The organism is Tateyamaria sp. ANG-S1 (assembly GCF_000814025.1).
Classification (GTDB): Bacteria; Pseudomonadota; Alphaproteobacteria; order Rhodobacterales; family Rhodobacteraceae; genus Tateyamaria.
On sequence record NZ_JWLL01000006.1, the window covers coordinates 110,487 to 134,647 of the forward strand.

The 24,161-nt window shown below is 61.8% G+C and carries 26 protein-coding genes and 1 riboswitch; of the genes, 12 read left to right on the forward strand and 14 right to left on the reverse strand.

Features of this window, described 5'->3' with window-relative positions:
- Positions 1–24: 24 nt before the first annotated feature.
- From cobT to cobS, 3 genes are read right to left on the reverse strand one after another with little or no spacing between them, the layout of a single operon-like run.
- Complete coding sequence (gene cobT, locus RA29_RS11780) at positions 25–1,902, reverse strand: cobaltochelatase subunit CobT (protein WP_039686234.1); 1,878 nt, start codon at positions 1,900–1,902, stop codon at positions 25–27.
- The gene (locus tag RA29_RS11785) at positions 1,899–2,600 is read right to left on the reverse strand and encodes an aspartate/glutamate racemase family protein (protein WP_039686236.1); all 702 of its coding nucleotides are present in this window, start codon (positions 2,598–2,600) and stop codon (positions 1,899–1,901) included. Before RA29_RS11785 ends, cobT begins: the two co-directional genes overlap by 4 nt.
- A 15-nt stretch (positions 2,601–2,615) precedes the next feature.
- Complete coding sequence (cobS, locus tag RA29_RS11790) at positions 2,616–3,602, reverse strand: cobaltochelatase subunit CobS (protein ID WP_039686238.1); 987 nt, start codon at positions 3,600–3,602, stop codon at positions 2,616–2,618.
- Positions 3,603–3,893: 291 nt separating this feature from the next.
- Here cobS and RA29_RS11795 point away from each other — a divergent pair, with 291 nt between their 5' ends.
- The gene (locus tag RA29_RS11795) at positions 3,894–4,262 is read left to right on the forward strand and encodes a hypothetical protein (RefSeq protein WP_152613000.1); all 369 of its coding nucleotides are present in this window, start codon (positions 3,894–3,896) and stop codon (positions 4,260–4,262) included.
- Here RA29_RS11795 and RA29_RS11800 read toward each other — a convergent pair.
- Positions 4,255–4,881 (reverse strand): J domain-containing protein, encoded by a 627-nt coding sequence (locus RA29_RS11800; RefSeq protein ID WP_039686242.1) that lies wholly within the window; start codon positions 4,879–4,881, stop codon positions 4,255–4,257. The genes RA29_RS11795 and RA29_RS11800 overlap by 8 nt on opposite strands.
- An 88-nt stretch (positions 4,882–4,969) precedes the next feature.
- Between RA29_RS11800 and RA29_RS11805 the strand changes: the two genes are divergently transcribed.
- Positions 4,970–5,227: a BolA/IbaG family iron-sulfur metabolism protein gene (locus RA29_RS11805; RefSeq protein ID WP_039686244.1), complete on the forward strand. Its 258-nt coding sequence runs from the start codon at positions 4,970–4,972 to the stop codon at positions 5,225–5,227.
- A 6-nt stretch (positions 5,228–5,233) separates the two neighbouring features.
- Here the strand turns inward: RA29_RS11805 and RA29_RS11810 are convergent, their stop codons facing one another.
- Both RA29_RS11810 and RA29_RS11815 read right to left on the reverse strand, forming a co-directional pair.
- On the reverse strand, positions 5,234–5,713 hold the full coding sequence (locus RA29_RS11810) for a hypothetical protein (RefSeq protein ID WP_039687709.1): 480 nt from the start codon (positions 5,711–5,713) through the stop codon (positions 5,234–5,236).
- Between the two features lie 66 nt (positions 5,714–5,779).
- Positions 5,780–6,253 carry a thioesterase family protein gene (locus tag RA29_RS11815; protein ID WP_039686246.1) on the reverse strand — a complete coding sequence of 158 codons (474 nt, stop codon included), beginning with the start codon at positions 6,251–6,253 and terminating at the stop codon, positions 5,780–5,782.
- Between the two features lie 85 nt (positions 6,254–6,338).
- Here RA29_RS11815 and RA29_RS11820 point away from each other — a divergent pair, with 85 nt between their 5' ends.
- Positions 6,339–7,517, forward strand: a complete 1,179-nt coding sequence (locus RA29_RS11820; RefSeq protein WP_039686248.1) for a class I SAM-dependent methyltransferase — start codon at positions 6,339–6,341, stop codon at positions 7,515–7,517.
- Between the two features lie 107 nt (positions 7,518–7,624).
- On the opposite strand, the gene gatB is transcribed toward RA29_RS11820, so the two are convergent.
- Positions 7,625–9,139 (reverse strand): Asp-tRNA(Asn)/Glu-tRNA(Gln) amidotransferase subunit GatB, encoded by a 1,515-nt coding sequence (gene gatB / locus RA29_RS11825; protein WP_039686250.1) that lies wholly within the window; start codon positions 9,137–9,139, stop codon positions 7,625–7,627.
- A 120-nt stretch (positions 9,140–9,259) separates the two neighbouring features.
- Here gatB and RA29_RS11830 point away from each other — a divergent pair, with 120 nt between their 5' ends.
- Complete coding sequence (locus RA29_RS11830) at positions 9,260–9,748, forward strand: hypothetical protein (RefSeq protein ID WP_052249630.1); 489 nt, start codon at positions 9,260–9,262, stop codon at positions 9,746–9,748.
- Here RA29_RS11830 and RA29_RS11835 read toward each other — a convergent pair.
- Complete coding sequence (locus RA29_RS11835) at positions 9,736–11,046, reverse strand: hypothetical protein (protein ID WP_241462596.1); 1,311 nt, start codon at positions 11,044–11,046, stop codon at positions 9,736–9,738. The genes RA29_RS11830 and RA29_RS11835 overlap by 13 nt on opposite strands.
- A gap of 233 nt (positions 11,047–11,279) precedes the next feature.
- Between RA29_RS11835 and RA29_RS11840 the strand changes: the two genes are divergently transcribed.
- Complete coding sequence (locus RA29_RS11840; protein WP_052249631.1) at positions 11,280–11,948, forward strand: transglycosylase SLT domain-containing protein; 669 nt, start codon at positions 11,280–11,282, stop codon at positions 11,946–11,948.
- 109 nt (positions 11,949–12,057) lie between these two features.
- On the opposite strand, the gene RA29_RS11845 is transcribed toward RA29_RS11840, so the two are convergent.
- The 5 genes from RA29_RS11845 to pepN all read right to left on the reverse strand — a co-directional run bounded on the left by RA29_RS11845 (position 12,058) and on the right by pepN (position 17,266).
- Entirely contained in the window at positions 12,058–12,942 is an 885-nt protein-coding gene (locus RA29_RS11845; protein WP_039686252.1) for an alpha/beta hydrolase, read from the reverse strand.
- Positions 12,939–13,370 (reverse strand): hypothetical protein, encoded by a 432-nt coding sequence (locus RA29_RS11850; protein WP_039686254.1) that lies wholly within the window; start codon positions 13,368–13,370, stop codon positions 12,939–12,941. Before RA29_RS11850 ends, RA29_RS11845 begins: the two co-directional genes overlap by 4 nt.
- Positions 13,367–14,110, reverse strand: a complete 744-nt coding sequence (locus tag RA29_RS11855) for an SDR family oxidoreductase (protein WP_039687717.1) — start codon at positions 14,108–14,110, stop codon at positions 13,367–13,369. Before RA29_RS11855 ends, RA29_RS11850 begins: the two co-directional genes overlap by 4 nt.
- A gap of 21 nt (positions 14,111–14,131) precedes the next feature.
- Positions 14,132–14,647, reverse strand: a complete 516-nt coding sequence (locus RA29_RS21930) for a DUF1993 family protein (RefSeq protein WP_052249632.1) — start codon at positions 14,645–14,647, stop codon at positions 14,132–14,134.
- 75 nt (positions 14,648–14,722) lie between these two features.
- Positions 14,723–17,266 (reverse strand): aminopeptidase N, encoded by a 2,544-nt coding sequence (gene pepN / locus RA29_RS11865; protein WP_039686256.1) that lies wholly within the window; start codon positions 17,264–17,266, stop codon positions 14,723–14,725.
- Positions 17,267–17,425: 159 nt separating this feature from the next.
- Between pepN and RA29_RS11870 the strand changes: the two genes are divergently transcribed.
- The 4 genes from RA29_RS11870 to RA29_RS11880 all read left to right on the forward strand — a co-directional run bounded on the left by RA29_RS11870 (position 17,426) and on the right by RA29_RS11880 (position 20,715).
- A complete protein-coding gene (locus RA29_RS11870) occupies positions 17,426–17,803 on the forward strand; it encodes a GFA family protein (RefSeq protein ID WP_039687721.1) in 378 nt (125 codons plus the stop codon).
- A 64-nt stretch (positions 17,804–17,867) separates the two neighbouring features.
- Entirely contained in the window at positions 17,868–19,397 is a 1,530-nt protein-coding gene (locus RA29_RS11875; protein ID WP_052249633.1) for an FAD-binding domain-containing protein, read from the forward strand.
- Positions 19,397–19,549 carry a DUF2256 domain-containing protein gene (locus RA29_RS22430; protein ID WP_082029525.1) on the forward strand — a complete coding sequence of 51 codons (153 nt, stop codon included), beginning with the start codon at positions 19,397–19,399 and terminating at the stop codon, positions 19,547–19,549. The genes RA29_RS11875 and RA29_RS22430 overlap by 1 nt, the downstream gene beginning before the upstream one ends.
- Before the next feature lie 368 nt (positions 19,550–19,917).
- Positions 19,918–20,715 (forward strand): glycosyltransferase, encoded by a 798-nt coding sequence (locus RA29_RS11880; RefSeq protein ID WP_039686258.1) that lies wholly within the window; start codon positions 19,918–19,920, stop codon positions 20,713–20,715.
- On the opposite strand, the gene RA29_RS11885 is transcribed toward RA29_RS11880, so the two are convergent.
- Positions 20,712–21,461: an FkbM family methyltransferase gene (locus RA29_RS11885; protein WP_241462598.1), complete on the reverse strand. Its 750-nt coding sequence runs from the start codon at positions 21,459–21,461 to the stop codon at positions 20,712–20,714. The two genes, RA29_RS11880 and RA29_RS11885, sit on opposite strands and share 4 nt — an antisense overlap.
- A 208-nt stretch (positions 21,462–21,669) precedes the next feature.
- A riboswitch (cobalamin riboswitch) is annotated at positions 21,670–21,884 on the forward strand.
- Between the two features lie 121 nt (positions 21,885–22,005).
- On the opposite strand from RA29_RS11885, the gene RA29_RS11890 reads away from it, so the two are divergent.
- From RA29_RS11890 to RA29_RS11900, 3 genes are read left to right on the forward strand one after another with little or no spacing between them, the layout of a single operon-like run.
- Positions 22,006–22,401, forward strand: coding sequence for a DUF1636 domain-containing protein (locus tag RA29_RS11890; protein WP_039686260.1), 396 nt, complete (start codon positions 22,006–22,008; stop codon positions 22,399–22,401).
- A complete protein-coding gene (locus tag RA29_RS11895; protein WP_241462599.1) occupies positions 22,398–23,216 on the forward strand; it encodes an ABC transporter ATP-binding protein in 819 nt (272 codons plus the stop codon). The genes RA29_RS11890 and RA29_RS11895 overlap by 4 nt, the downstream gene beginning before the upstream one ends.
- Positions 23,213–24,148 carry an ABC transporter substrate-binding protein gene (locus RA29_RS11900; RefSeq protein ID WP_039686262.1) on the forward strand — a complete coding sequence of 312 codons (936 nt, stop codon included), beginning with the start codon at positions 23,213–23,215 and terminating at the stop codon, positions 24,146–24,148. Before RA29_RS11895 ends, RA29_RS11900 begins: the two co-directional genes overlap by 4 nt.
- The last annotated feature ends 13 nt before the right edge of the window (positions 24,149–24,161 follow it).

The window sequence follows — 24,161 nt, forward strand, 5'->3', positions numbered from 1 at the left end:
TAAACTCTCCCCGAAGGGCCGATCTCAACTCGCGCGCTTCATCCCCATAACGCGCGCCCGCGCCCGTGGATCACTGTCAAAGAGCGCCGCCAATTGCTCTGTCATGGCTCCCGCCAATTGCTCCACGTCTGTGATAGTCACGGCGCGGTCATAGTAGCGGGTAACGTCATGCCCGATGCCGATGGCAAGCAACTCAACAGCCCGTTTGCGCTCAACCATCGCAATCACGTCGCGCAGGTGTTTTTCCAGATAGTTCGCAGGATTCACCGACAATGTGCTGTCATCGACGGGTGCGCCGTCAGAAATTACCATCAGGATCTTGCGCGCTTCGGGGCGTGCGATCATGCGGCGATGCGCCCATTCCAACGCTTCGCCGTCGATGTTTTCCTTCAGCAAGCCTTCCTTCATCATCAGCCCCAGATTGGGCCGCGTCCGACGCCAGGGTGCGTCGGCTGATTTGTAGATGATGTGGCGCAGGTCGTTCAGACGACCGGGCTGGCTTGGTCGGCCATCGTTCAACCACGCCTCACGGGCAAGACCGCCCTTCCATGCCCGGGTGGTGAAGCCTAGGATTTCGACCTTCACATTGCAGCGCTCCAGCGTGCGGGCCAGAACGTCGGCGCAGATGGCGGCGATGGAAATCGGACGTCCACGCATCGATCCGGAGTTGTCGAGGAGCAGCGTCACGACAGTATCACGGAACTCCGTGTCCTTCTCGACCTTGAAGGACAGGGGCGTCGTCGGGTTCGCCACCACACGGGCCAAACGGCCCGCATCCAGCATTCCTTCCTCCCGGTCGAACTCCCACGACCGGTTCTGCTGCGCCTGCAAGCGGCGCTGCAGCTTGTTGGCGAGACGTGACACGGCACCTTTCAGCGGCTCCAACTGCTGGTCCAGATAGGCGCGCAAACGCTCCAACTCGACCGGCTCGGCCAGATCTTCGGCCCCGATTTCCTCGTCATGCGCATCCAGATAGACCTGATAGTCCGGATCAGCCTCGGACACCGGCTGCGGGGCAGGGGGTTCAAGCGGGGCCTCACCCTCCGGCATCTCTGCCTCTTCGCCCAGTTCCTGATCGGCCATGTCGTCCATGGAGACCTGGGCTTCGGACGAATCCTGCGTCTCGTCCTGCGAGCTTTCAGGCGTGCCTTCGGCGTTCTCCTCGTCCTGATCGTCTTGGCCTGTGCTGTCGGGCTCCTGATCCTCTTCCTGGCCTTCCTCGGCCTCGTCTTCCATGTCGTCGTCAAGCTGGTCGGGGTCATCGCCCAACTGATCGCCATAGCCGAGGTCTGTGATCACCTGCCGCGCAAATTTCGCAAAGGCGGCTTGATCATCCAGAATATCGCCAAGGTTTTCGAGCGTGCCGCCCGCCTGATCCTCAATGAACCCGCGCCACAGCTCCATGGCGTTCTCGGCCCCGGAGGGCAGATCGCGGCCCGTCGCCAAATGCCGCACCAGATAGCCCGCCGCTGCCGCTAAAGGCACGTCAGAGGCCTGCTTGCATTGGTCATAGCCCTTGCGCACCGCCTCATTGGCGATCTTGGCGTCGATATTGCCTGCGGTGCCCGGCATGTCGCGCGCGCCCATCGCTTCGCAACGGGCTGTTTCCATGGCCTCGTAGAGATCCCGCGCCATCTCGCCCTGCGGAGAATAGCGCGCATGGGTCTGCCCGTTGTGATAGCGGCGGTGCAACGCCAGCGCATCAGCGGTGCCACGCGCCAGCAGCACTTCCTCGCGCGTCATGCGGCGGGACACTTGCGGCAAGCGCATGGAATCGCCCGACACACCCGCCGGATCGACGGAGTAGGAGACGCTCAACTCCGGGTCATTCGCCATGACCTTGGTGGCCTCGGCGAGCGCCTTTTTGAACGGATCGGCGGGGTTGTCGTTTTGGGTGCTCATGCAGAACCGCCTACAGAATGATCAGAGAGGGTGGCGCGCCCGGTCGCGAGGGCAACCAGCACGTCCACATGGATATCAAGCGCGTCGATGACTTCATAGCCCACGTCGCGCCCATCAAAGGCGAGGTTCAAATCGGTCCCCGCCAAAACAACGGCCTGCGCGCCGGCGTCGATCAGCTTGCGCCCTTCTTCGATGAAAAAGGCGCGTTGTGCGTCAGTGCATGTGCCTGCGAGCGCCATGTCGGTATAGGCTGTGCCGACACCGTCAATGTCTTGCGGCGCAACGGCGCCTGTATGTTCAAGCTGGCCATAAAGCTGCGTCCGCATGACGACACCCGTTCCAAGCAAACCCACGGTCTCTAACCCTTGGGCTACGAAAAACGCGTCAAGCGGGCTCACTGCGCTGACCAAAGGCAGGGGTGACAGCGGCGCAGTTTCCTCAAAGCAAAAGTGCCCACCCAACGATGTGATGGCGGCGCACTCTGCGCCTGCCGCCTTCAACTGGCCGATGAGGTCCGCGTAAATCCGCGCCTGTGCCGATTTATTCCCGGCCTTGTTGTTGGCAAGCAGGGTAGACGCCTCTGTGTTGACTATGGTCAACTCCAATGGCGCGCCCAAAGACCGCATCTCATCGGTCAGGCGCTTGTAGTACGAAATCGTTGCTGCAGGACCAATGCCGCCAATCAGGCCGATATGCATCGTGCCTCCTTCGGCTTATCCCAGGCTCACACTCGCCGCACTTTCCGGCAGCTCTTCGTCAAACAGGCGCTGATAGAACTCGGCAACCGTCTGCCGTTCCAACTCATCGCATTTGTTCAGGAACGAAAGCCGGAACGCATAGCCCACATTGCGGAAAATCTCGGCATTCTGAGCCCAGGCAATCACGGTCCGCGGCGACATCACCGTCGACAGGTCCCCGTTCATGAATGCCGTCCGCGTCAGGTCGGCCACGGTAACCATCTGTTTGATGGTCTTGCGGCCCTCTGCCGTGTTGTAGTGTGGGTTCTTGGCCAGCACGATCGCCGTTTCGGCATCAATCGACAAGTAGTTCAATGTCGCCACCAGCGACCAACGGTCCATCTGACCTTGGTTGATCTGTTGGGTGCCGTGATACAGGCCCGTCGTGTCGCCCAAACCGACGGTGTTTGCCGTCGCGAAGATGCGGAAATAGGGGTGCGGGTTGATGACCTGGTTCTGGTCCAGCAGCGTCAGCTTGCCGTCCACTTCCAGCACGCGCTGGATGACAAACATCACATCGGCGCGGCCCGCGTCGTATTCATCGAACACGATGGCGGTGGGGTTGCGCAGGGCCCAAGGCAGGATACCCTCTTGGAAATCAGTGACTTGCTTGCCATCCTTCAGCTTGATGGCGTCCTTGCCGATCAGGTCGATCCGGGAGATATGGCTGTCGAGGTTCACGCGCACAGCGGGCCAGTTCAGGCGCGCGGCGACCTGTTCGATGTGGGTCGATTTGCCCGTGCCGTGATAGCCTTGGATCATCACTCGGCGGTTGTGGGAAAACCCTGCAAGGATCGCCAGTGTCGTGTCGGGATCGAACTTGTAGGTGCTGTCGAGGTCCGGTACGCGGTCGGTGCGGTCTGCAAAGCCCTTGACCACCATGTCGGTGTCGATGCCGAACACCTCGCGGACCGAGATCTCTTCGGTTGGTTTTGCATTGATGTCCATCGCGCCGTCCGCCATCTCAACTGTCCTTCAACATAGAAAACGCGCCCCGGATGGGCGCGTGGATCGTGGTGCAACATATGGCGGGAAAGGGCAAGGGGAAGGGGGGCATGTCTTAAACCCTATTTGCACAAATCCCCGGCCACTGCTGCACGCCATCTGCACAATTGCAGGGCCATCATGGGGCATCGGTCCAGAAGAGGAAAGCAGTGATGCCAGTTTTCAGTTCAACCCGGTGTGCGTGCGCCGTGGGCAGCATGTGTGCGGGGCTTTCCGTCGCAATTGCGATGCCAGGCCGCAGGCGGCGATTTGGCGCGGTTTCTGCCAGACGCTCCGCTGTTTCACGTGTCGGCAGCGTCTGGCGCCGCTTTGGCGGGTTTTCTGCTTGCGGACGGTTTTGGGCGGCGGCGATGGCGCGGGCATCTCATCGGCGGTCTGACATGTGTTGCTGTGACACTCCTGGGGGCGTGGTTTGGCGCATCCATTGCGCTTGCATTCACTGCAAGCGGACATGCCGGTGCGACTTTGTCAGATGTTGTCGGAAACGCACCGTTTCTTGGTTTTATCGCAATCGCCGATGCGCTCAGCACCAGCTTGCCTGTCGCCGCAACCTGGGCGATCGCGATGACGCTTGTTCAGCTTTGGATGCGCAGGCGGCGCGGCGCACAGCCTACTTAAAATTCCGGCTGTCCTTGATCTGATCCCAGGCCCATACAACCTCCTGCAGCTGCTCTTCCTGGCTGCGATCCCCGCCATTCATGTCGGGGTGCAGCACCTTGATCAGCTTCTTGTAGGCTTTGCGTACGTCGGCCTTGGTGTCATCAGCCTTGGCATCCAGGATTTCGATGGCGCGCTTCTCGGTTGGGGGCAGGCGGCGGGCGGCGGCTGATCCACCGCGTCCGGGGTTTTGGGTCGCGTTCTTGCCCAGCACTTGATGGGGGTCTTCGATGCCCAAACGAGCCCAGGCGCGCGCTTCGGGATCACCCAGCGGTTTGGTCTGGCGCTCCCACACCTTGTCTTTGGATTGCTGCGCATTGATCTCGGCCTCGGTCGTGCCGTCGAAGAAATTCCACTTGTTGTTGTATTCGCGCACGTGCTGCTGGCAGAACCAGTAGAAATCATCCAGCACATCGGGCGCTTTGGGCGCGCGGAACTTGCCGGGCTCGTTGCAACCTTCGTGGTCACAGATGCGTGTCGACGTCTCTGACGCCCCTGACATACCCCTCCGTCCGCGCGGATTTTTCTTTTTCGCAGACGACACGGACATATCGAAACCGAAGGGGTCAGGCTTGCGCATGGGAAGGGGTCCTTTCCGACTCAGGCCCACAAGTTTAGAGTCTGGTTCCAGAGATTGAAGAGGGTGGGCGAAAAAAATGTCAGGCGAGATGACCGTTCGGCAAGAAATCGAAGACAAATTGCGGGCCGCATTCGATGCGCGCGAAATCGAGGTTGTGGACGACAGCGCCAGTCATGCGGGCCACGCTGGTGCGCCTGCGGCCGGTCAAAGCCACTTCAATGTCATGCTCCGAAGCCCTGAATTTGAAGGAAAAAACCGGATTGCACGCCATCGATCTGTGCATCAGGCACTTGGACCGGACCTTATCAACCGCATTCACGCGCTGGCACTGGACCTTGACGTCTGAGGCGGTCTAGTTCTCGGTGTTTTTAACCCTGCGCTGGTCTGCCAGCTTTCTCAGCGATGCGGTCATCCCGGACACCGGGCTTGTCTCTTCGACGCCATCGTCCTTGGCCATATGAGTGGCCCCCGGCCCGGGCACGAAGTCGTCCTTTTCATGGGCGTCTTCTTGCGCAGAATCCGATGCCGCGTCGGGCGAAACATGCGGCGTTTCGCTGGGGGCAGGCAGCAGTTCAGGTTCGAAGTCATCCATGGGTTCGTTCACGGGTCTGCGGAACACCAGCATATTGCGCCATTCGGTTGTGCTACCCGTCAGGCCGGACCTTTCGATTGATGGCAATGTCTCGGCGCGCTGAAACTCCCATCCCTCGCGACCCATGTCGTTCATCAATGTCTCAAGCGCAAAGGCAAAGCGCGCCTCGGCGCTCTTGATCCCCTTGGCCTTCTGTCCCTTGGTGGGGGCAGGCATGACCTTGTATTCCCAACCCGACATGTCGCGTCCCTTCATCTTGCTTCGGGCGGATATATCCGCGCTGTGAACCAGAGGAAAGGGTTGCCCCTACGGCCGCCGGATACCGATGCGCGCATGCACCGCATCGGGCTTGGGCAGCGTGGCGTGGGCTTCGGCCACCGTTTGTACGCGGGACAGGACATCGGCAGGCATCGGAGCGACGCGCGGACCGGACTGATCCACATGCAGCGTCATCGTCTCGCCCGTTGCAGCCAGCCATCCATCCGTATGGCGCAGCTCCTGAAACGAGTGCAGCCGTTTTTCGTCATGATCCACAAGGTGATAGGTCACGATCACCGGATCGTTCACATGCAACTCGCGCACATATCGGACGTGGAATTCGGCGGCATAGGTCGTGTTGCCCGTGCGCGACTGATAGCCGGGGCCAAAGCCGAATTGCTCGAACATCTGGTCGGCCCCCATGTCAAACAGCACACCGTAATAGGCCATGTTGAGATGGCCGTTGAAATCGATCCACTCCGGTTTGACCGTCATCACGGTCGATTGAAACGGCGCCTGCATCGCGGCCTCCTCTTGGTAACCTGTTCCGGATTGCACGCAGGCGTAAGGCTGGTAAAGGTCAAACCATTGTCTAAGTGGATTGATTATGACTGATATCGTGCGCGCCCAGTACGAGGCGTTTCCGTATCCCGACCGCAAACCGACCGACGAACGCAAACGGCTTATCACCGGCTCACCGTCGCTGCCGGTCGAGATGGACCACTGGCTGTGGGGCGGAGCACGCGACTGGTCGCAGCCGCTCAAGGCGCTGGTGGCGGGCGGCGGGACGGGTGACGCGCTGATCCAGCTTGCGCAGAAGCTGACTGATGCGGGGCGGCCCTATGACATTACGTATCTGGATCTGTCGCAGGCGTCGCGGCGGATTGCAGAAAAGCGGGCCGAAGTGCGCAAGCTCATGGGCATCACCTTTGTCACCGGCTCACTGCTGGATGCGGGGGCGTATGGCTCTTTCGATTACATCGACTGCTGCGGCGTGCTGCACCATCTGCCCGACCCGCAGGCGGGATTGGATGCGTTGGCTGGCGCGTTGAAGCCAGACGGAGGCATTGGCCTGATGGTCTATGCGCCGCATGGCAGATCCGGGGTCTATCCGTTGCAGGCGGCCTTCAACGCGCTCTTCGGGGATCTGCCGCCCGAAAAGCAACTCAAGGCGGCCAAGCGCATATTCGACCGGCTTCCTGACGCGCATCCGTTCAAGCGGAACGCCCGTGTGGTGGATCACACAAACGGAGATGCCGGGTTCTACGACTTGCTTTTGCACTCTCAGGACCGGCCCTTCACAATCACTGAACTGGTTTCGGCACTGCATGCCGCCGATCTGGACTATGCAGGGTCGCCCGAGCCTATGCTTTACGATCCGACACCCCTGCTGGATGCCGCCTGTGACCTTGATCAAGTTGCCCAGATGCAATTGGCCGAAGACCTGCGGGGCACGTTCAAGACACATGTCGCTTACGTTCGTCCCAAGGGTGCAGTGATTGCGCCGCCCTTGGGCAAGCCCGATGCTATTCCTCACCTGCGAGACGTGGACGCGAACGCGCTGGCCAACCATGTCGCGCAGGGCAAAGGCATCACCATCGACACGGCGGGTGAAGCGTTTCGCTTTGATGTGTCTGCGCAGGCAGCGTCGTTAATTCAGCGGGTGGACGGTGTGCGTCCGCTTTCTGACATTACCCGATCTGATGTGGAGCGTGAGGCTTGGTCATCTGTGGAAACCGCGCTTTGTAGCGCGGGCATGATGCACTATTCGCGACTGCTGGCGTAGGGTGTGCATTCACTGCGCACCGCACGGGGCGTGACATTGCCACCGGGTGTCGCTCTCGCGCATCCCCCAAAGGGGATACGCTGCCGCGCACTCAATCCAAAAGCCGTTTAACCGTTGAGCTTTTTCGCGACGATCTCGTTCACGGCTTTTGGATTGGCCTTCCCACCCGTCGCCTTCATCACCTGACCCACGAACCAACCCGCCAGTTTCGGGTTCTCCTTGGCCTTTTCAACCTGCGCTGGGTTGGCCGCAATCACTTCGTCCACGGCCTTTTCAATCGCGCCGGTGTCCGTCACCTGCTTCATACCGCGGGCTTCGACCACCTCGGCCGGATCGCCGCCTTCGGTGTAGATGATCTCGAACAGGTCCTTGCCAATCTTGCCGGAAATGTCGCCCTTACCGATCAGGTCAATGATGCGGCCAAGCTGTGCGGGCGATACAGGGCTTTCGGTGATGCCTTTGTCGCCATCGCGCTTTAACCGACCAAACAACTCGTTGATCGTCCAGTTCGCCGCCTGCTTGCCATCGCGGCCTTCCGCCACCGCTTCGAAATAGGCGGCCGTGTCCACGTCCGCCGTCAGCACGGATGCGTCATAGTCGGTCAGTCCGAAGTCACCGATAAAGCGCGCCTTCTTGGCGTCGGGCAACTCGGGCAGGGAGGCCGCGATGTCGTCGACCCAACCCTGCTCGATCTCCAACGGCAGCAGGTCGGGGTCGGGGAAATAGCGGTAGTCATGCGCCTCTTCCTTGGACCGCATCGACCGTGTCTCGCCCTTGTCGGGATCATAGAGGCGGGTTTCCTGATCGACCGTTCCACCGCCTTCGACGATGGCGATCTGACGCCGTGCTTCGACCTCAATCGCCTGCTGGATAAAGCGCATCGAGTTCATGTTCTTGATCTCGCAGCGCGTGCCCAGATGCGAAAAGTCCTGTGTCTCCTGATATTTCTCGTAGTCGCCGGGCCGACATATCGACACGTTCACGTCCGCGCGCAGGTTACCGTTCTGCATGTTTCCGTCGCAGGTGCCGAGATAGCGCATGATCTGGCGCAGCTTGGCGATATAGGAGGCAGCTTCTTCCGGCCCACGGATGTCGGGGCGCGAGACAATCTCCATCAGGCAGACGCCGGTGCGGTTCAGATCCACAAAGGACATGTTCGGGTCCATGTCGTGGATCGACTTGCCTGCGTCCTGTTCCATGTGGATGCGTTCGATGCGCACCATCCGTGCGGTCCCGTCACCGAGTTCGACCAATACTTTGCCTTCGCCCACGATGGGGTGGTAGAGCTGCGAAATCTGGTAGCCCTGCGGCAGGTCCGGGTAGAAATAGTTCTTGCGGTCAAAGGCTGAGTGCAGATTGATCTCGGCCTTCAGGCCCAGCCCCGTGCGCACGGCCTGTTCCACGCAGTATTCGTTGATGACTGGCAGCATTCCGGGCATGGCCGCGTCCACGAAGGCCACATTCGAATTGGGCTCGGCCCCGAACCTGGTCGATGCGCCCGAAAACAGTTTGGCATTCGACGACACCTGCGCGTGCACTTCCATCCCGATCACCAGTTCCCAATCGTGCTTGGCACCGGCAATGGTTTTGGGTTTCGGCAGGTCGTAGGTCAGGTCAAGCATGGTCTCACCGCGTCAGGATCATGGGGCTTTTTGCCGTGTAATGCGCCACCGCACCGCTCGCAAGAGGGCGCGACGATGCAGCACCTGTGCAGCAGGCGTGTTGCGTGCATTCTGAGCGACATGAAGATTGACGAAATCCCCGTCCCGCCCGGCTCCCTGATCGCGCCCTTTGCCGAGAAAGAGGCGCATTACACCGATTGTTTTGAGACACCGGTGTCCAGGCCCATATCGCTTGGTGCGTTCATCTATGCCTTCTACACCCAGCCCCTGTTCAAGGCGGAACGGCTGGTCCTGCGGATCGCAGCGCGGCAACCCTCCACCGATGGTGAGGCGCGGGCCCTGGCCGATGGGCAGACGGACGGGTTTGCCGTCTGGGCCGTCGCGGGCCGCTCGGACAGCGAGCTTTTGATGGCGGACCGGTCCGGGCGGACGATGTCCTGGCTGATGGCGGATGCCGGGCATCTGCGGTTCGGATCGGTTGTGGTGCCTGCGCGCACAAGATCGGGCAAGCTGACGCTTGGCCCTGTCTTTCACAGCCTTCTGTCGGCGCACAAGGTCTATTCCCGTGCGCTTCTGTCCGGGGCGGTTCGGCGGGTTCAGAAGGACTGAAGCTCCGGCCCGTCCTGTGTGAAGACGACACTCTTGCCCGTTGCCAACTCGCGTCGGAACAACTGGTTGAGATAGCGCAGCGCATCCGCATGGCCCGAGGCCGCAAACTTGTCGGCGCAGCGCACGCGCAACCCGTTGTCAAAGCCGCGCGCGGCATGGGCCCAAAGCATCGGGTGCAGCTCGGTCAGATGCTCGCGCACGATCTCGTCTGCGGCAGCGGCGATCTGGATCCGGATGTAGTCAGTCTCGTCATGGCCCGTGGGCGTCGCCCCCATGGTGTTGGTGCAATAGGCGGCCAGCAGATTGACAGTGTGCTGATCGTTGGTGCGCTTCAGGATGTCGTTCAGACCGTCAAGGAAGAAGTCGAGGTCGAGACGGGCGCAGGCCGCGCTGTCCTGTGCGATGGCATCGAACATCACCCAGGCATATGCGCCCGTGCCCCATAGGTCATAGGTGCGGCCCGCGGCGCGGCGGGCCTCCAGTTCCAGCCGCTCATAGCTGCCGTGCCAGCGGGGCAGCAGGTGGGTGCCCATGGCGCGAAAGGCGCGGGCATTGTGGGGGTCCAACTCGATCCATGTCTCGTAGCGGGACACAACCTCGCGCGGGGAACCGCCACGACCTGTGATCAGCGCGCAATCTGCGGCGGCGAGCATAGGGCAGTTTTCGCCCCGGGCGTCATGTTCTATCAGGATGTCAGCGGCCCGGTCGAAATGCGCGGCAAAGGCCTCGCGATTGCGCGCGGGAACCTCAACTTCCCAACCAGTGCCGCGCCAGGCCCAACCGATGTCCATATGGGCATTGGCCACAATAGCGGCGATCACAGGCTCGTCGGGATGCTCGGCCAGCACTTGTTCCAGCGCTTCGATGCCATCCAGAAGCGGTGCCTTGGGGTCGGGGCGGCCCAGCAAAAGCGCGTGTTCGGCTGCACCAACGACATCGGCCCGCGCGCCATAGGCTAAAAGCTCCGCCACCGGGGTTCCGCCCAGTGTCTTCTGCCGCGCGCCACTTGTGCGCCGTATTTCGGCGCTCAAACGGGTCCAGTCATCAAGACGCGCCAGTTTCAGGCCGCGCGCCCGGTGCATGTCGCAGGCGCGGTCTTCGGCCGTCGGGTCGGGGCAGGGGATGGTGACGTCGCCGCGACGCGGTGCGGCGGGCGTTGCTGGAACGCAGGGCTGCTCTGCCGCGCGCAACTTGCCTGGCCCCTGCAAAACGCCATCCGGCGCCATCGTTACATCCGGTCGCGCCAACTTGCCGCGAAGTTGCACCAAAGGGGCCATCAAGCGCTCTGCAAAAGCCATCGTTACACATCCACTACTAACTACAGGTTCCATAATGACCGGCAAATGGGACACAAAAGGGGCAAGGCCGGGACATGTTCGGGCCGCGCATCGGTTCATTTTCCGGTTTTTCGCGCCAAGATTCCGACAATGCCTGCGCCGCGTGCGCATTGTCGCCGATCCGTGTAGAAGTCGCGGTTTCCCGCCGGCCAAACAGGTGGACAGCCGGGCGGCGCGATTTGCATAGTTAGGCCATGTTTGGCTGTCGTCTGCTCTTGTGCGCCGTGCTTTGCGTTATCGCCCCGTTGGCTTTTGCCGAGGACAGTCCGGACCCCTATGACGGGCTGCGTCCTCCGGCACGGTCAGGCGACGTGCCCCGGACCCGCTGGACCCACCAGCCGGGGCACATGCTGTGGAACCGTGCGGCGCTTTCTGCGCTCAAGACGCATGGTCGGCCGTTGGTCGATCTGGTGCCCGCAGATATCGAGGACTGGTGCCCGCGCTATCCCCAGGCCAATGACGCGCAGCGGCGGGCCTTTTGGCTTGGCTTTTTGTCGGCGCTGGCCAAACACGAAAGCACGTACCGGCCGCGTGCGGTCGGCGGGGGCGGCAGGTGGTACGGTCTGTTGCAGATCCTGCCTGCGACGGCGCGCGGATATGGCTGCAATGTCGGCACGGGCGAGGAACTGAAGAACGGCGCGGCGAACCTGAGTTGCGCCATTCGCATCATGGCAGTGACGGTGCCGCGGGACGGCGTGATCTATGGGCGTGGCGGCAAGGGTGTCGCGGCAGATTGGGGGCCGCTGCGGTCTGCATCGAAACGGGCCGATATGGCGGCCTGGTTGAAGCGGCAGCGCTATTGCGCGCCCCTTGATGCCGTGCGGCCTGTGTCCAGGCCCGCAGCGCTTCTGGCACCTGACTGAATTGCGCGCCCCTGAAGGGGCGCACGAGATGTTTTGCATCTGCCTTCGCCAGATGCGGTGATGCGAGGCTCTGCCTCGCGCTCCGAGGTGTTTTTCGCCAGAAGAAAGGCTATTGGAGGGTCGCGCCGATCTGGTCCCAGACCTGCGGATAGGTCAGCAGGATCAGGTGGCCGTGTCCGTCGATGAATGTGATGTTTGCCCCCGGCAAGCTGTTTACGAAACGCTGGGTGGGGCGCGGGGGGAAGACCGGGTCGACAGCGCCGTGGTAGAAGGTGATCTGCGCTCCGCTGAGGGCTTCGGGATCGGGGTTCGTCCAGCGGCGCAGATCGCGTGTGTGGCGGCGGTAAAGCCCGTCTTCTGGCAGCTCGATTCGGGCGGTGTTGGCTTCGACCAGCGCGTCGGCGGCCTGTGCGCGTTCCGGGACAGTCTCCACATCCGGGCCATAGGCCAGACGCCGGTAGTATTCGAGCCAGACGGTTCGCGGGTTCAGGCTGCGCGTCCGGGCCGCTGCAGCGACCGTTCCAGCCGCGCCGCGCAGACCTGCGAGGATCGGTTGCGGGGCGGGCAGGGCGGTTGAGATGCCGCTCACCCGCACCTCCGTATCCGGGCTGAGGGCGCGAATGTCCTTGGCCGCTTCCAGCGCGATGACGGCACCTGTCGAGTGGCCTATGAGGTCGATCCATTTCAGCTCGTAGGTCTGTACAAGTTGTGCGATGCGTGCTGCCGCGCGGTCGAGATCGACGCTTTCGGCACTCGGGCGGCCATCGAAGCCCGGCAGGCGGAAATAGGCAATCGCGCGGTCGCGTGTCGCGAAGCGCTCGATCGGTGTCAGCACCCGGATCGAGGTCATGGCGCCGGGAATGGCAAGGACTGCGCTGTCGGCCCGCGCCATGGCTCTTGCATTGTAGATGAGCGGATCGCTGAGGGATGACTCCTTGGGTGCCGTGCAGGCGGTGAGCCACAGCGCGGCAGCAATTGTCAGAAGCCACCTCATCCCAACAAAGAGAAATGATGCCGTTTTACCGTCACGCCGCGCTCTGTGAGCACCTGTTCGAACGTGTCGGCAGGGGGTGTCGCTTCGAGCGGGATGCGGACCTTGCGTCCGGAGGTCAGCATGGCTGAGGCCCGGACCGAGAAGTCGAGCCGTGTGTCGAGGCGGATATGGTCGATCTTGTTCCACGCAATCTCTCCGGTGCGGCGCCCTGCGAACCATGCCAGGCCCTGCGTCCCCAAGGTCAGGCCTGACATGCGGCCCGACATCAGGTCATAAAGCGCCGGTGCCGTGCATAGGGCGATCAGGCCCATCAGGATGGGCGAGGCATCGATCAGGGCGATGGCGGCAAGGATCAGCGCCCAGATCACAACCAACGCAATTAAAGTCCGTCGGTTCCGGCCTGTTGTTTCGAACCGGTAGGGCGTCATCGCCCGCCCGTCACCTCAAGAGCGGATCCCGTCACATAGCTCGCATCGTCGGAGGCCAGCCACAGGATGGCCTTGGCGACCTCCTCTGCTGATCCTTCGCGCCGCATGGGCACCATATGGGCAAGCTTCTGGGCGCGGCCCGGTTCGCCGCCCTTGGCGTGGAGTTCCGTGTCGATCAGGCCCGGGCGCACCGACATGACGCGGATGCCATCGGGTGCGACCTCGTCCGACAGCCCCTTGGTGAAGGTGTCGATGGCGGCCTTGGATGCGGCGTAGTCGATGTACTGGTTGCCGGACCCCAGCCGCGCCGCGGCGGACGAGATGTTTATGATGGCACCGCCCGTGCCTTGGGCCTGCATCCGGATCACCGCCTCTTTCGCGACCAGCATGGCACCGATGACATTGACGTTCATCATGCGGGTCAGGCGGGCGTGTGTGATCTCGGTCAGCTTGGCCGTCTGGTCCACGATCCCTGCGTTATTGATCAGCACGTTGAGGCGGCCAAAGGCATCGTCAGCGGCCTTGAAGATTTGCGTGATGTGGTCCGGGTTGGCAACGTCGCCCTGCACGGTGATGGCTTTGGCGCCTTGGGCTTCGACGGCGGCCTTGGCTGCGTTGGCGCCATCTGCGTCGCTGCGGTAGGCCAGTACGAAGTCATAGTCGGCGGCACCCAACCGGGCGCAGGCGGCACCGATGCCAGCTGATGCGCCTGTGATCAGGCAAACGGGGCGTTGGGACATGGAATGACCTTTCAAGTTCAATCAGTTCAAGGGCGTATCGGAGACGAAAGACGTGCCCGGGCTGTAGATATGAAACCCGTCGAGGTCCCCTTTGCCCACCTTCGCCCCTGCCATGCGTACCGTCGCATAGGCAAGCGTCAGGTGAAACTGCGCATTGGGCAGCGCGTAGAGCAGGGCATAGTCGCGGCCCGATTGGGTCAGTTCGGCCTCGCCCGCTATATGGGTAATCTTGCGGGTGTCGGCACCGTTCAGTGCAGCGCGGTCAAGCTGGTCGAGCAGAAAGCGCATGTCATGGGCAAGGGCGAGGATCGCACCGGGATCGGTATCCATCGGCATCTCGGGCACCTCGTCGCCCGTCAGGGGCATCACCGTACGCGCCACATATCCCAGCGCCACGCAGAAATGCTCGGCTGCGGAAAAGCTGTCGGCGGCAAGCCGCGCCTCAAGCTGCGCCGGATCGTCGAGGCATGCCAGCAGGCGCGGCACAGCGTCGGTCAGGCGTTTGAGCGGTGGGATCGTGGCGTCGTAGAGGTCCATGGGTGGTCTTGTGGCACGGGCAGGACCGGGGGTTCTACCCCCGGACCCCCGTGGTATTTTCAGTCAGAAGAAACATCAGGCTTCGCGGATGCGCGTGATCATCTCGGTCGTGTCCCGGCTGAGGTTTGGGGTGGAGGCGATGCGCTCAAGCTCCTTCCCGATCATGGACTGGCGGATGGCGTCGTAGCGCCGCCAGGTTTGGAAGGCCGAACACATCCGTGCCGTGGTCTGGGGATTGACCGGGTCAAGTTTGATCAGCCAGTCGGCCAGCAAGGTGTAGCCTGATCCGTCCTTGGCATGAAAGCCTGCGTGATGGCCCGAGAAGGTGCCCAGCGTGGCGCGGAAGCGGTTGGGGTTTTTCCAGTTGAAATCCGGATGCTGGGTCAGCGCCTTGGCTGTGTCGGCGGCGTCGTCCGGTTCGGCTTCTATCACCTGCAACCCGAACCATTTGTCCATGACCAGCCGATCATGCTTCCACTGCGCTTCGAACTGGGCGAGGGCGGCGTCACCCCGGCCCGCGCGGATCAGATAGGCGAGGGCGGCCAGCTGCTGGGTCATGTTCGTGGCCCCATCAAACTGCGCCTGAGCCGCGTCGCCACCGTCGAGGATCGTCAACAGTGACAGAACGGAATTGCCAAGCGCGCGCTGCCCAGACTGCTTAGCATCGGGGGCATAGGGGGCGTCGACCTGATGTCGGGCGTAGACGTCGGGCAGGGCGTGTGCCATTCGCTCTGCCAGCGCCTTGCGGTGCGCCTCGCCTGCGTCCCAGATGGCATCAGGGTCCGGCGTCGTGCCTGCCTCATGCAGATCTGCAGCCAGTTGCGACTGGCCCGGCAGGGCGAACGTGTAGGCGCGGTAGGCAGGATCAAGGCTGTCGTCGGTCAGCAAGCCCGCCACGCCGTCTAGCCAGGCGGTATCAGGCGCGGTGCCATCGGTGATCGTGCGCAACAGCGACGCCTTCGCCAGATTGCGCGCCGCTTCCCACCGGTTGAACGGGTCGGTGTCATGGGCAAGCAGAAAGGCGTGATCCGGCGTGTGATCAAGAACCACAGGCGCCGAAAACCCGCGCAGGATCGACGGCACCGGCTTGTCGCCCAACCCCGGGAAGCTGAAACTTTGACTGTCTTCGGTCAGCTCCAACACCTGCGTCGGCAGCACCTCGTCCCCATCAGAACCCAACAGGCCAACGGCAATTGGGATCACCTGCGCCTTCGGGTCCGGCGATGCAGCAGAGGGCGGTGTGTGCTGCGCAAAGTGCAGGCTGTAGGTGCCATCCTCGAAACTGTCGGTGACAGAGACCCGGGGTGTGCCTGCCTGACTGTACCAGCGCTTGAACTGGGTCAGGTCGCGGCCTGTGGCATCCTCGAACACCTGCAGCCAATCCTCGATCGTTGCTGCATCGCCATCATGGCGGTCAAAGTATAGAGTTAACGCTTTTTGGTAGGCATCGTCGCCCACGAGCGTTTTGAGCATCCGGATGACTTCCGCGCCCTTTTCATAGACGGTTGCCGTGTAGAAGTTGTTGATTTCCTGAAAGCTTTCAGGCCGCACCGGGTGGGCCAATGGCCCCTGATCCTCAGGGAACTGATGGGCGCGTAGCACGATCACATCCGAAATCCGCTTCACTGGCTCCGACCGCATGTCTGCGGTGAACTGGCTGTCCCGAAACACGGTCAGCCCTTCTTTCAAGCACAGCTGGAACCAGTCCCGGCAGGTGATCCGGTTGCCTGTCCAGTTGTGGAAATACTCATGCGCGATGATCGCCTCGATCCGCTCGAAATTGCTGTCCGTTGAGGTTTCGGGCGAGGCGAGCACGGCAGAGGCGTTGAAGATGTTCAGCCCCTTGTTTTCCATCGCGCCCATGTTGAAATCGTCCACGGCCACTATGTTGAACACATCGAGGTCATAGGCGCGGCCGTAAACGTCCTCGTCCCATTTCATGGAATCCTTCAGCGCCTGCATGCCAAAGGCGCATTTGCCCTCGTCCCCGGGGCGAACATAGAGGGCTAGATCGACATCGCGTCCCTCCATTGTCTTGAAGCTGTCGCGATGGGCGACAAGCTCGCCGGCCACCAGTGCAAAGAGGTATGCAGGCTTGGGCCAAGGATCATGCCACTCGGCCCAGCCATCGCCCGAGGCCACCGGGTTGCCGTTCGACAACAGCACAGGATGCGGACCATTCATGCGCACCGTGAACACGCTCATCACATCCGGCCGGTCGGGGTAGTAGGTGATCTTGCGAAAGCCTTCGGCCTCGCATTGCGTGCAGTACATGCCGTTTGATTGGTACAGGCCCTCAAGTGCGGTGTTGGCCGCCGGGTCGATCTGCACCTCCGCTTCCCAGGTAAAGGGCACGTTTGGCACGTCGTAGGTCAGACCATCCTCAGTCAGCTTGGGCTTGATCGCCTCACCGTCGATTTTGGCAGAGATCAGCGACAGGTTCTCGCCATGCAGAAAGAACGGCTTGTCCGTCGCCTCGGGGTTCGGGGCAAAGCGGATGCGTGACGTGACCCGCGTGGCCGATGGGGCCAGATCAAAGGTCAGGTGCACCTCTTCGACGGTGTAGCCAAAGGGCGTGTAATCCTTGAGGTAGATGGTCTGGGGGGCAGCGTCGCGCATCTGGGCTCTTTCCGTGTTGGGGCACCGTTCAAGCCTAGGTCTGCGGTGGGGGGACTTCAATGCCGCGCGGGATGATTGAAGGGCGGGAGGCCGCCGGTTGTGCGTTTGCGTTCCGCATGTCACGCTCGTTGATGATCTGTGTCGTGCGAGGGGGTGGTCATGCAGCGCATTGCAGGCGGATGTCTGTGCGGAGACGTGCGGTTTGAAGCACTAGGCGCGCCTGAACGCGTGGGCATTTGCCATTGCCTTGATTGCCGCAAGCATCATGGGGCGCTGTTCTATGCCGCTGCCATCTATCCTGCCGATGCCGTCCGGGTCGAAGGGGAGACCGCAGCCTATGACGGGCGCGTTTTTTGCCCGCGCTGCGGCAGTTCGGTCCTGTCTTTGAGCGAGGGCGAGGTTGAGTTGCATCTGGGTGCCCTCGATCATCCCGATCAATTTCAACCGACTTACGAGTTGTGGACCAAGCGGCGCGAAGGGTGGTTGCCGGAGTTTCAGGGCACGACGTGTTTCGCGCGCAACCGACCAGAGGACTAGGTACAGCTGCGTCACGGCGCAACACCACCTTGGCGCTGGCGCGTTGCGCTCTAGCTCGCCCGACATGAGAACGGTTGTTTGGTTCAAAAGGGACTTGCGGGTGAGTGACCATCCCGCGCTGGCGCAGGCCGCAGCGCAGGGTGAGGTGATCCCGCTTTACGTGTTCGAGCCGGACTATTGGGCGCAGCCGGATGTGTCGGGGCGGCAGTTCGATTTTGTTGTGGAGAGTGTCCGCGAATTGGGTGCCGAGTTACAGGCGCTGGGCGTGCCACTGGTGGTGCGTGTTGGTTCGGTCGTGGATGCGTTGCAGGACCTCAAACGCAGTTTTGCGTTCGACGCCATACTCAGCCACGAAGAGACCGGCAGCGCATGGACCTATGCGCGCGACCGCGATGTTGCTGCCTGGAGTGCGGCAAACGGCATCGTGTGGTCCGAGCTTGCGCAGTCCGGTGTGGTGCGGCGCCTGAACGGTCGGGACGGCTGGGCCAAGCAGCGCAACGCTTTTCTGCGGCAACCGCAGGTCGATGTCCCGGCGGGGCTAACGGGGCCGGTCCTGCCCTCGGATGACGTGCCGCGATTGGTGGCAGAGGATCACTGCCCTGATCGCCAGCGCGGCGGGCGGCAGATGGCACTGTCCTTGTTGGGGTCGTTTCTGATCGAACGCGGGCAAAGCTACCGCAAGGATATGTCCTCGCCAGTGACCGGTGAGTGGTCCTGTTCGCGCTTGTCTCCGTATTTGGCGTTTGGATGTCTGTCCGGGCGCGAGGCGTCGCAGGCCGCCGCCGCCCGGCAGCGCGAGGTGAAGGGCACGCGCGAAGGGTGGGGCGGGTCGCTCAAGTCTTTTCAGGCGCGCCTCGCGTGGCGTGATCATTTCATGCAGAAGCTTGAGGACGAGCCGGTGCTGGAGCACCGCTGCCTGCACTCGGCGTATGAAGACATGCGTCCCAAGGTGCCGGATGAGGAGCGCCTTGCCGCTTGGGAGAAGGGCGAGACGGGCATGCCGTTTGTTGACGCCTGCATGCGGTATCTTGCGGCGACGGGGTGGATGAACTTCCGGATGCGGTCGATGCTGATGGCGGTAGCGTCTTACCACCTCTGGCTTGACTGGCGGGTGACGGGTCTACATCTGGCGCGGCAGTTCACCGACTTTGAACCGGGCATTCACTGGCCGCAAAGCCAGATGCAATCCGGCACGACGGGGGTGAATACGGTGCGGATCTATAACCCCGTCAAACAGGGTAAGGATCAGGATCCGACGGGGGTGTTTACACGGCGCTGGTGTCCTGAGTTGGTGGACGTTCCGGATGAGTTCCTGCAGGAGCCTTGGGCATGGGACGGGGCCGATACTGTGCTGGGCAAGCGCTATCCGGCTCCGGTCGTTGATGTTCTGGATGCGGCCCGTCAGGCGCGGGAGAAGGTGTGGGCCGTGCGGCGGGGGGCTGCGTTTCGGGACGAGGCGAAACGGGTCATTCACAAACATGCCAGCCGGAAGGACAGTCAGGGACATTTCGTGGACGACCGAAACCCGCGCAAGCGGTATAAGGCGGGGGTGTCCCCCGCCCAGGATACGCGCCAGATGGGGTTTGATTTCTGATGGGGCGGATGCGGAAAAAGGCGGACCTGCCCGAGAAGACCTGCCCCACCTGCAACCGCCCGTTCACGTGGCGCAAGAAGTGGGAAAAGGTTTGGGACCAGGTCAAATACTGTTCGGAACGGTGCCGACGAGACGCCAAGAAACGGGCCTGACCCGGCAGGGACGGGGATTTGTCCCCGCGGGGACAAGCTGTTCGATCCGGCAACGGTTTCTTGACCGGTTTGTGAAACACCGGACAATTCAAAGTGCTGACCCAACGCACGCCGTATTTGCGTGATTTTAACCGGTCCGATCACATGCTGCTGACCGACGCGGATCGGTCGATTGAAACGCTTGCGTGCAGGCCTAGATCATAGCCTCTTGGCTTCCTCAGAGACCAGTCCCGCTCCATCACAGCATACGCCGCGCCACGCCCAAATCGCAGGCAGACCGGACACATGTTCGGACCCGTTCGGCGCAAATCCTCTGCCGAGTCCAAAAGCCACTATTCAACCTGTGGTTATTCAAATATTAACGCCGCATGCAGATCATTTTTCAGATGCGGTACTCCTATTTCGGCAAATCTGGCTGGCGATCCCGCGCAAGCCGTGACCCGGAGCGGCTGTTTGGAGAGGAGCGTTTGCAAAAGCGGTCCTACTTCTTTGAAAAGATCGCGCTGGCGAGCCTGGCCGCGCAACAGGACGAGGATTTCAAGCTGATCCTGTTGTCGTCCGCAGGGCTGCCGGACAAGCAAAAGACGTATCTGAACGAGATGTGCAAGGACGTGTTGGGCGACAGCCGCGCGCATGTAATCTTTCGTGCGCCGCAGCGGGCCGGGAACTGTTTTCGCGCCTACCAGCATCAGGTGCTGAACACTGAGGATTATACGGCGCAGATCGTGCTGGACGACGATGACGCGGTTTCAAGCGACTTCGTGGATGTCATGCGCCGCGAAGCGATGGCGTTGCAGGGTCTGTTCCAGTCGGATGATGAATACTGCTATGTGTCGCAGGCACAGGGGCTGTCCGTGGTGTTTGAGGACGGCGAGTGTCGGCTGTTGCACCGCACGGTTCCGTTCAACACCCAAGGCCTGATGCTGGTGGCCCGCACTCTGACCCGGCGCAACCCATTCTTTACCGCGCACAAGCGCATCCCGCAGCGCCATCCGGCCCGCGTGCTCTACGGCCAGACACCTTACTATATCCGGGCTGTGCATGACACGAATGACAGCCGGTCGATGTTTGGTGAGGATGTGCTGGAGCCGCAGGAGATTGGCGATCTCAGCGGGCGCTTTCCGCTGCTGGATACCCTTTTGACCGAACACGCACCCGCGGCCTAGGCTGGTTTCAGCATGTAGTTCCGGTTTTTTCGGTAGCGTTGCGTGCTGGATGCCACGGCATAGCCCATGTCCTTGCACCAGCCATGAAAGGCGGTGTCGTTTTCAAGATCGACCTCGACCAAGAGGCTGGGCTTGCAGCGTGTGGCCGTTTCTTTGAGCCCATTCAGCACTTTGAGTTCCATGCCTTCGACGTCGATCTTGATGAAGTCGGGGGTTTCCTCTTTCAGTAGATCATCGGCGGGATGCACGGCGAGTCGTCCCTTGCCCGTCTTGGTCAGTTGCGCTGCCCCGAGGTTTCGGGTGCGTTTTTGCACCGCGTATCCGCTGTCCGCGCTGTCAGACAGGCCCACGCCCAGATGCGACAGGTCTACAATGTCGTCCAATCGGTTGAGCAGGACGTTCTGGATCAGCAGGCGGTAGGCCAGCGGGTTTGGTTCGATCGGGATGACCCGCGCGGCGTTCAGGAATGCGGCGGCGAAGAGCGTGTGATTGCCCACATTGGCGCCGATGTCGACGAAGGTGCCACCATCGGGAAACGTCTCTTCCATCGCTGTGAGTTCAGCCAGCTCGTAGAAGGATCCCTTGCGGTGTTTGCGTTGGATCGGGTCGTTTTCCATATTCGTGCAAAAGACGAGTCTGCGGTCGCGAAAGGATGTGTGCGTCAGTTGGACATTCTCGGCCTGAATCGGGCGGCCCAGTCGCAGACGTTTCAGAATGCGTTGGATGTCCGGTGTCATCTCGGGCATGGCGGTCCTGCGCTGTGGCGTTGGGTGGTCGTCCCTTTGTGACAGCAGACGCAGGGGTGATCCATCCCGTTTTGCGTGTATCGGCGTTGACCGAGGTCTCGTCGATCAAACCCGTCGCGGCCCGCCGGAAAATACGGAGCGATCCGCCGCCCTTGGTCGCTTGCGACCGGATGATGCACGATTTTGCATTGACCTGGTCCTGCCATTTGGGTCACGTGGCGGGGATGGTTCTTGGACGGCAGAGACCGGACGAGATGAAAAGGGAACGCGGTGCGGTGTCATCATGCCACCAAGTCCGCGACTGCCCCCGCAACTGTGAGCGGAGAGCGACCCCGACAGGGACCACTGGGCAAAGCGCCCGGGAAGGTTCGGGGAAGCCGTGACCCGCAAGTCAGGAGACCTGCCATCACCGGCGCGCGGTGTGCGTCGGCAACTCAACTCGATGCAGGCGGGGCGCCTGGTCAGGAGCACAAGATGGCACAGCGGTTCTTGCCGCCACGACATGGTTCTGTTTCCTCCGCCCCTCCCATAGTCGGAGGGACTTATGGAACATCGCATAACGATTTGTACATCCTGCAAGCATAAAGGCACCGAATGTCGTCCCGGCTATGAGTTGATCGAGCGCTTGCGCGCGGCGATTGCCGATGCGGGCGACGCGGTGACCGATGATTTCGAGATTTCGGGTGTTGCGTGCATGGCCGGGTGTGACCGCCCCTGTACCGTTGCCTATCACGGCACGCGCAAGGCGACCTATCTGTTTGGCGATATTGATCCGGAGACGGATATTGGTGATCTCCTGGCCTTTGCTCGGCAATATGCTGCGCTAGAGGACGGGTGGTGTTCGTCGCTCGACCGGCCAGGAAAGCTGCGAAAGACCACGCTGGCCCGCGTGCCTGCCGCCATCGTCGCCATTGAAAAGACCGAGGCGCGCGCGTCTTGAGCATTGGCGCCAATAGCAGTGGGGCCGATCTGTCGGTGCGCGATCTGTCCTGGGCACCTGCGCGCGGCGGCACGCCGTTGCTGCATCCGGTGTCGTTTGAGGTGCAGGCGGGCCGGGTGATGGGTGTGGTCGGCCCCAATGGGGCCGGGAAGACCACGTTGCTGCGCCTGCTTTACCGGTTTCACAAGCCGCGGACCGGGAGCGTGTTGGTCGGCGGTGAAGACATCTGGCATTTGTCTGCACGCGATGTCGCCTGCCGAGTGGCTGCCGTGTTGCAGGAACATCCCAGTGACTTTGCGCTCACCGTGTCCGAGATCGTGGCGTTGGGCCGCACGCCGCATCGACGCGGGTTTGGCGGAGCGGCCGGGTCGCGTGATCGGGACATCATTCATGCGGCCTTGGCCCGGTTGGAGTTGCATCATCTGGGTGATCGGCATCTTGGCACCTTGTCCGGTGGCGAACGGCAGCGGGTCATGGTGGCCCGTGCGCTGGCGCAGGAGCCGCATCTGCTGATCCTGGACGAGCCGACCAATCATCTGGACATTCGGCACCAATTGGAGGTGCTGGAGCTGATCCGCACCCTGCCGTTGACCATTGTGACATCGCTGCACGATCTGAACCTTGCCGCAGGCGTGTGTGATGACGTGCTGCTGCTTGAGTCGGGGAGCTGCATAGGCTTTGGGCCGCCCCGCGACGTTCTGAGCGAGGCGGCCCTCTCCGGCGTGTTCGGCGTTGAGGCTCGGCGCGAGCGTCTGGCGCCCAGCAATACCGACCATCTGACCTTTCATCTTTCACACAAGGAAACCCATCTATGAAAACCGTTCTTTTGGCATCTGCCGCCGTGGCCTGCCTGGCGTCTGTTGCTGCGGCAGAAACCACCGTGCAAAGCTGCGACCGGACCGTCACATTCGACGCGCCGCCGGAGCGGGCGATTTCCAATGACGTCAACCTGACCGAGATGATGCTGGTGCTGGGACTGGCCGACCGGATGGTGGGCTACACCGGCATTTCCGGCTGGAAGACGCTGGACGAGGAGATGCGCGCGGGGGTCGAGGAACTGCCCGAACTGTCTGAGAAATATCCGTCGAAGGAGGTGCTGGCGGGTGCGGATGCCGACTTTTTCTTTGCCGGGTGGAATTATGGCATGAGGGTGGGCGGAGAGGTGACGCCCGAGACGTTGGAGCCCTTTGGCATTCAGGTCTACGAGCTGACCGAAAGCTGCATCCACATTATGGAGAAGGACAAGGCCAGCATCGAGGACATGTATGCGGACCTGATGAATCTGGGTCGTATCTTTGACATTGAGGACCGCGCAACCGAACTGGTTGACGGCTACCGGGCGGAGCTGGCCGCATTCTCTGACGGGCTGGAGACCGGGGAGCCGCTGCGTGTCTTTGTCTACGACAGCGGAGAGGATGCGCCCTTTACCGCGGGTCGCTATGCGATGCCGACGGCGTTGATCGAGGCGGCGGGCGGCGTGAACATCATGGATGATTTCGAGAAAAGCTGGGCCACCGTCACATGGGAAGAAGTGGTGGAGCGGAACCCCGAGGTGATCGTCATCGTCAACTACGGCGAGGTGACGGCGGAGCAGAAGCGCGACTTCATGATGTCGAACCCGGCCTTTGCCGATCTGGACGCGGTCAAGAACGACCGGTTCGTGACGCTGGAATATGTCGAGGCAACACCCGGGCCGCGCAACATCAACGCCATCAAGACGCTGGCTGACGCCTTCTGGGGCGAGTGAGGAAATGACGGCG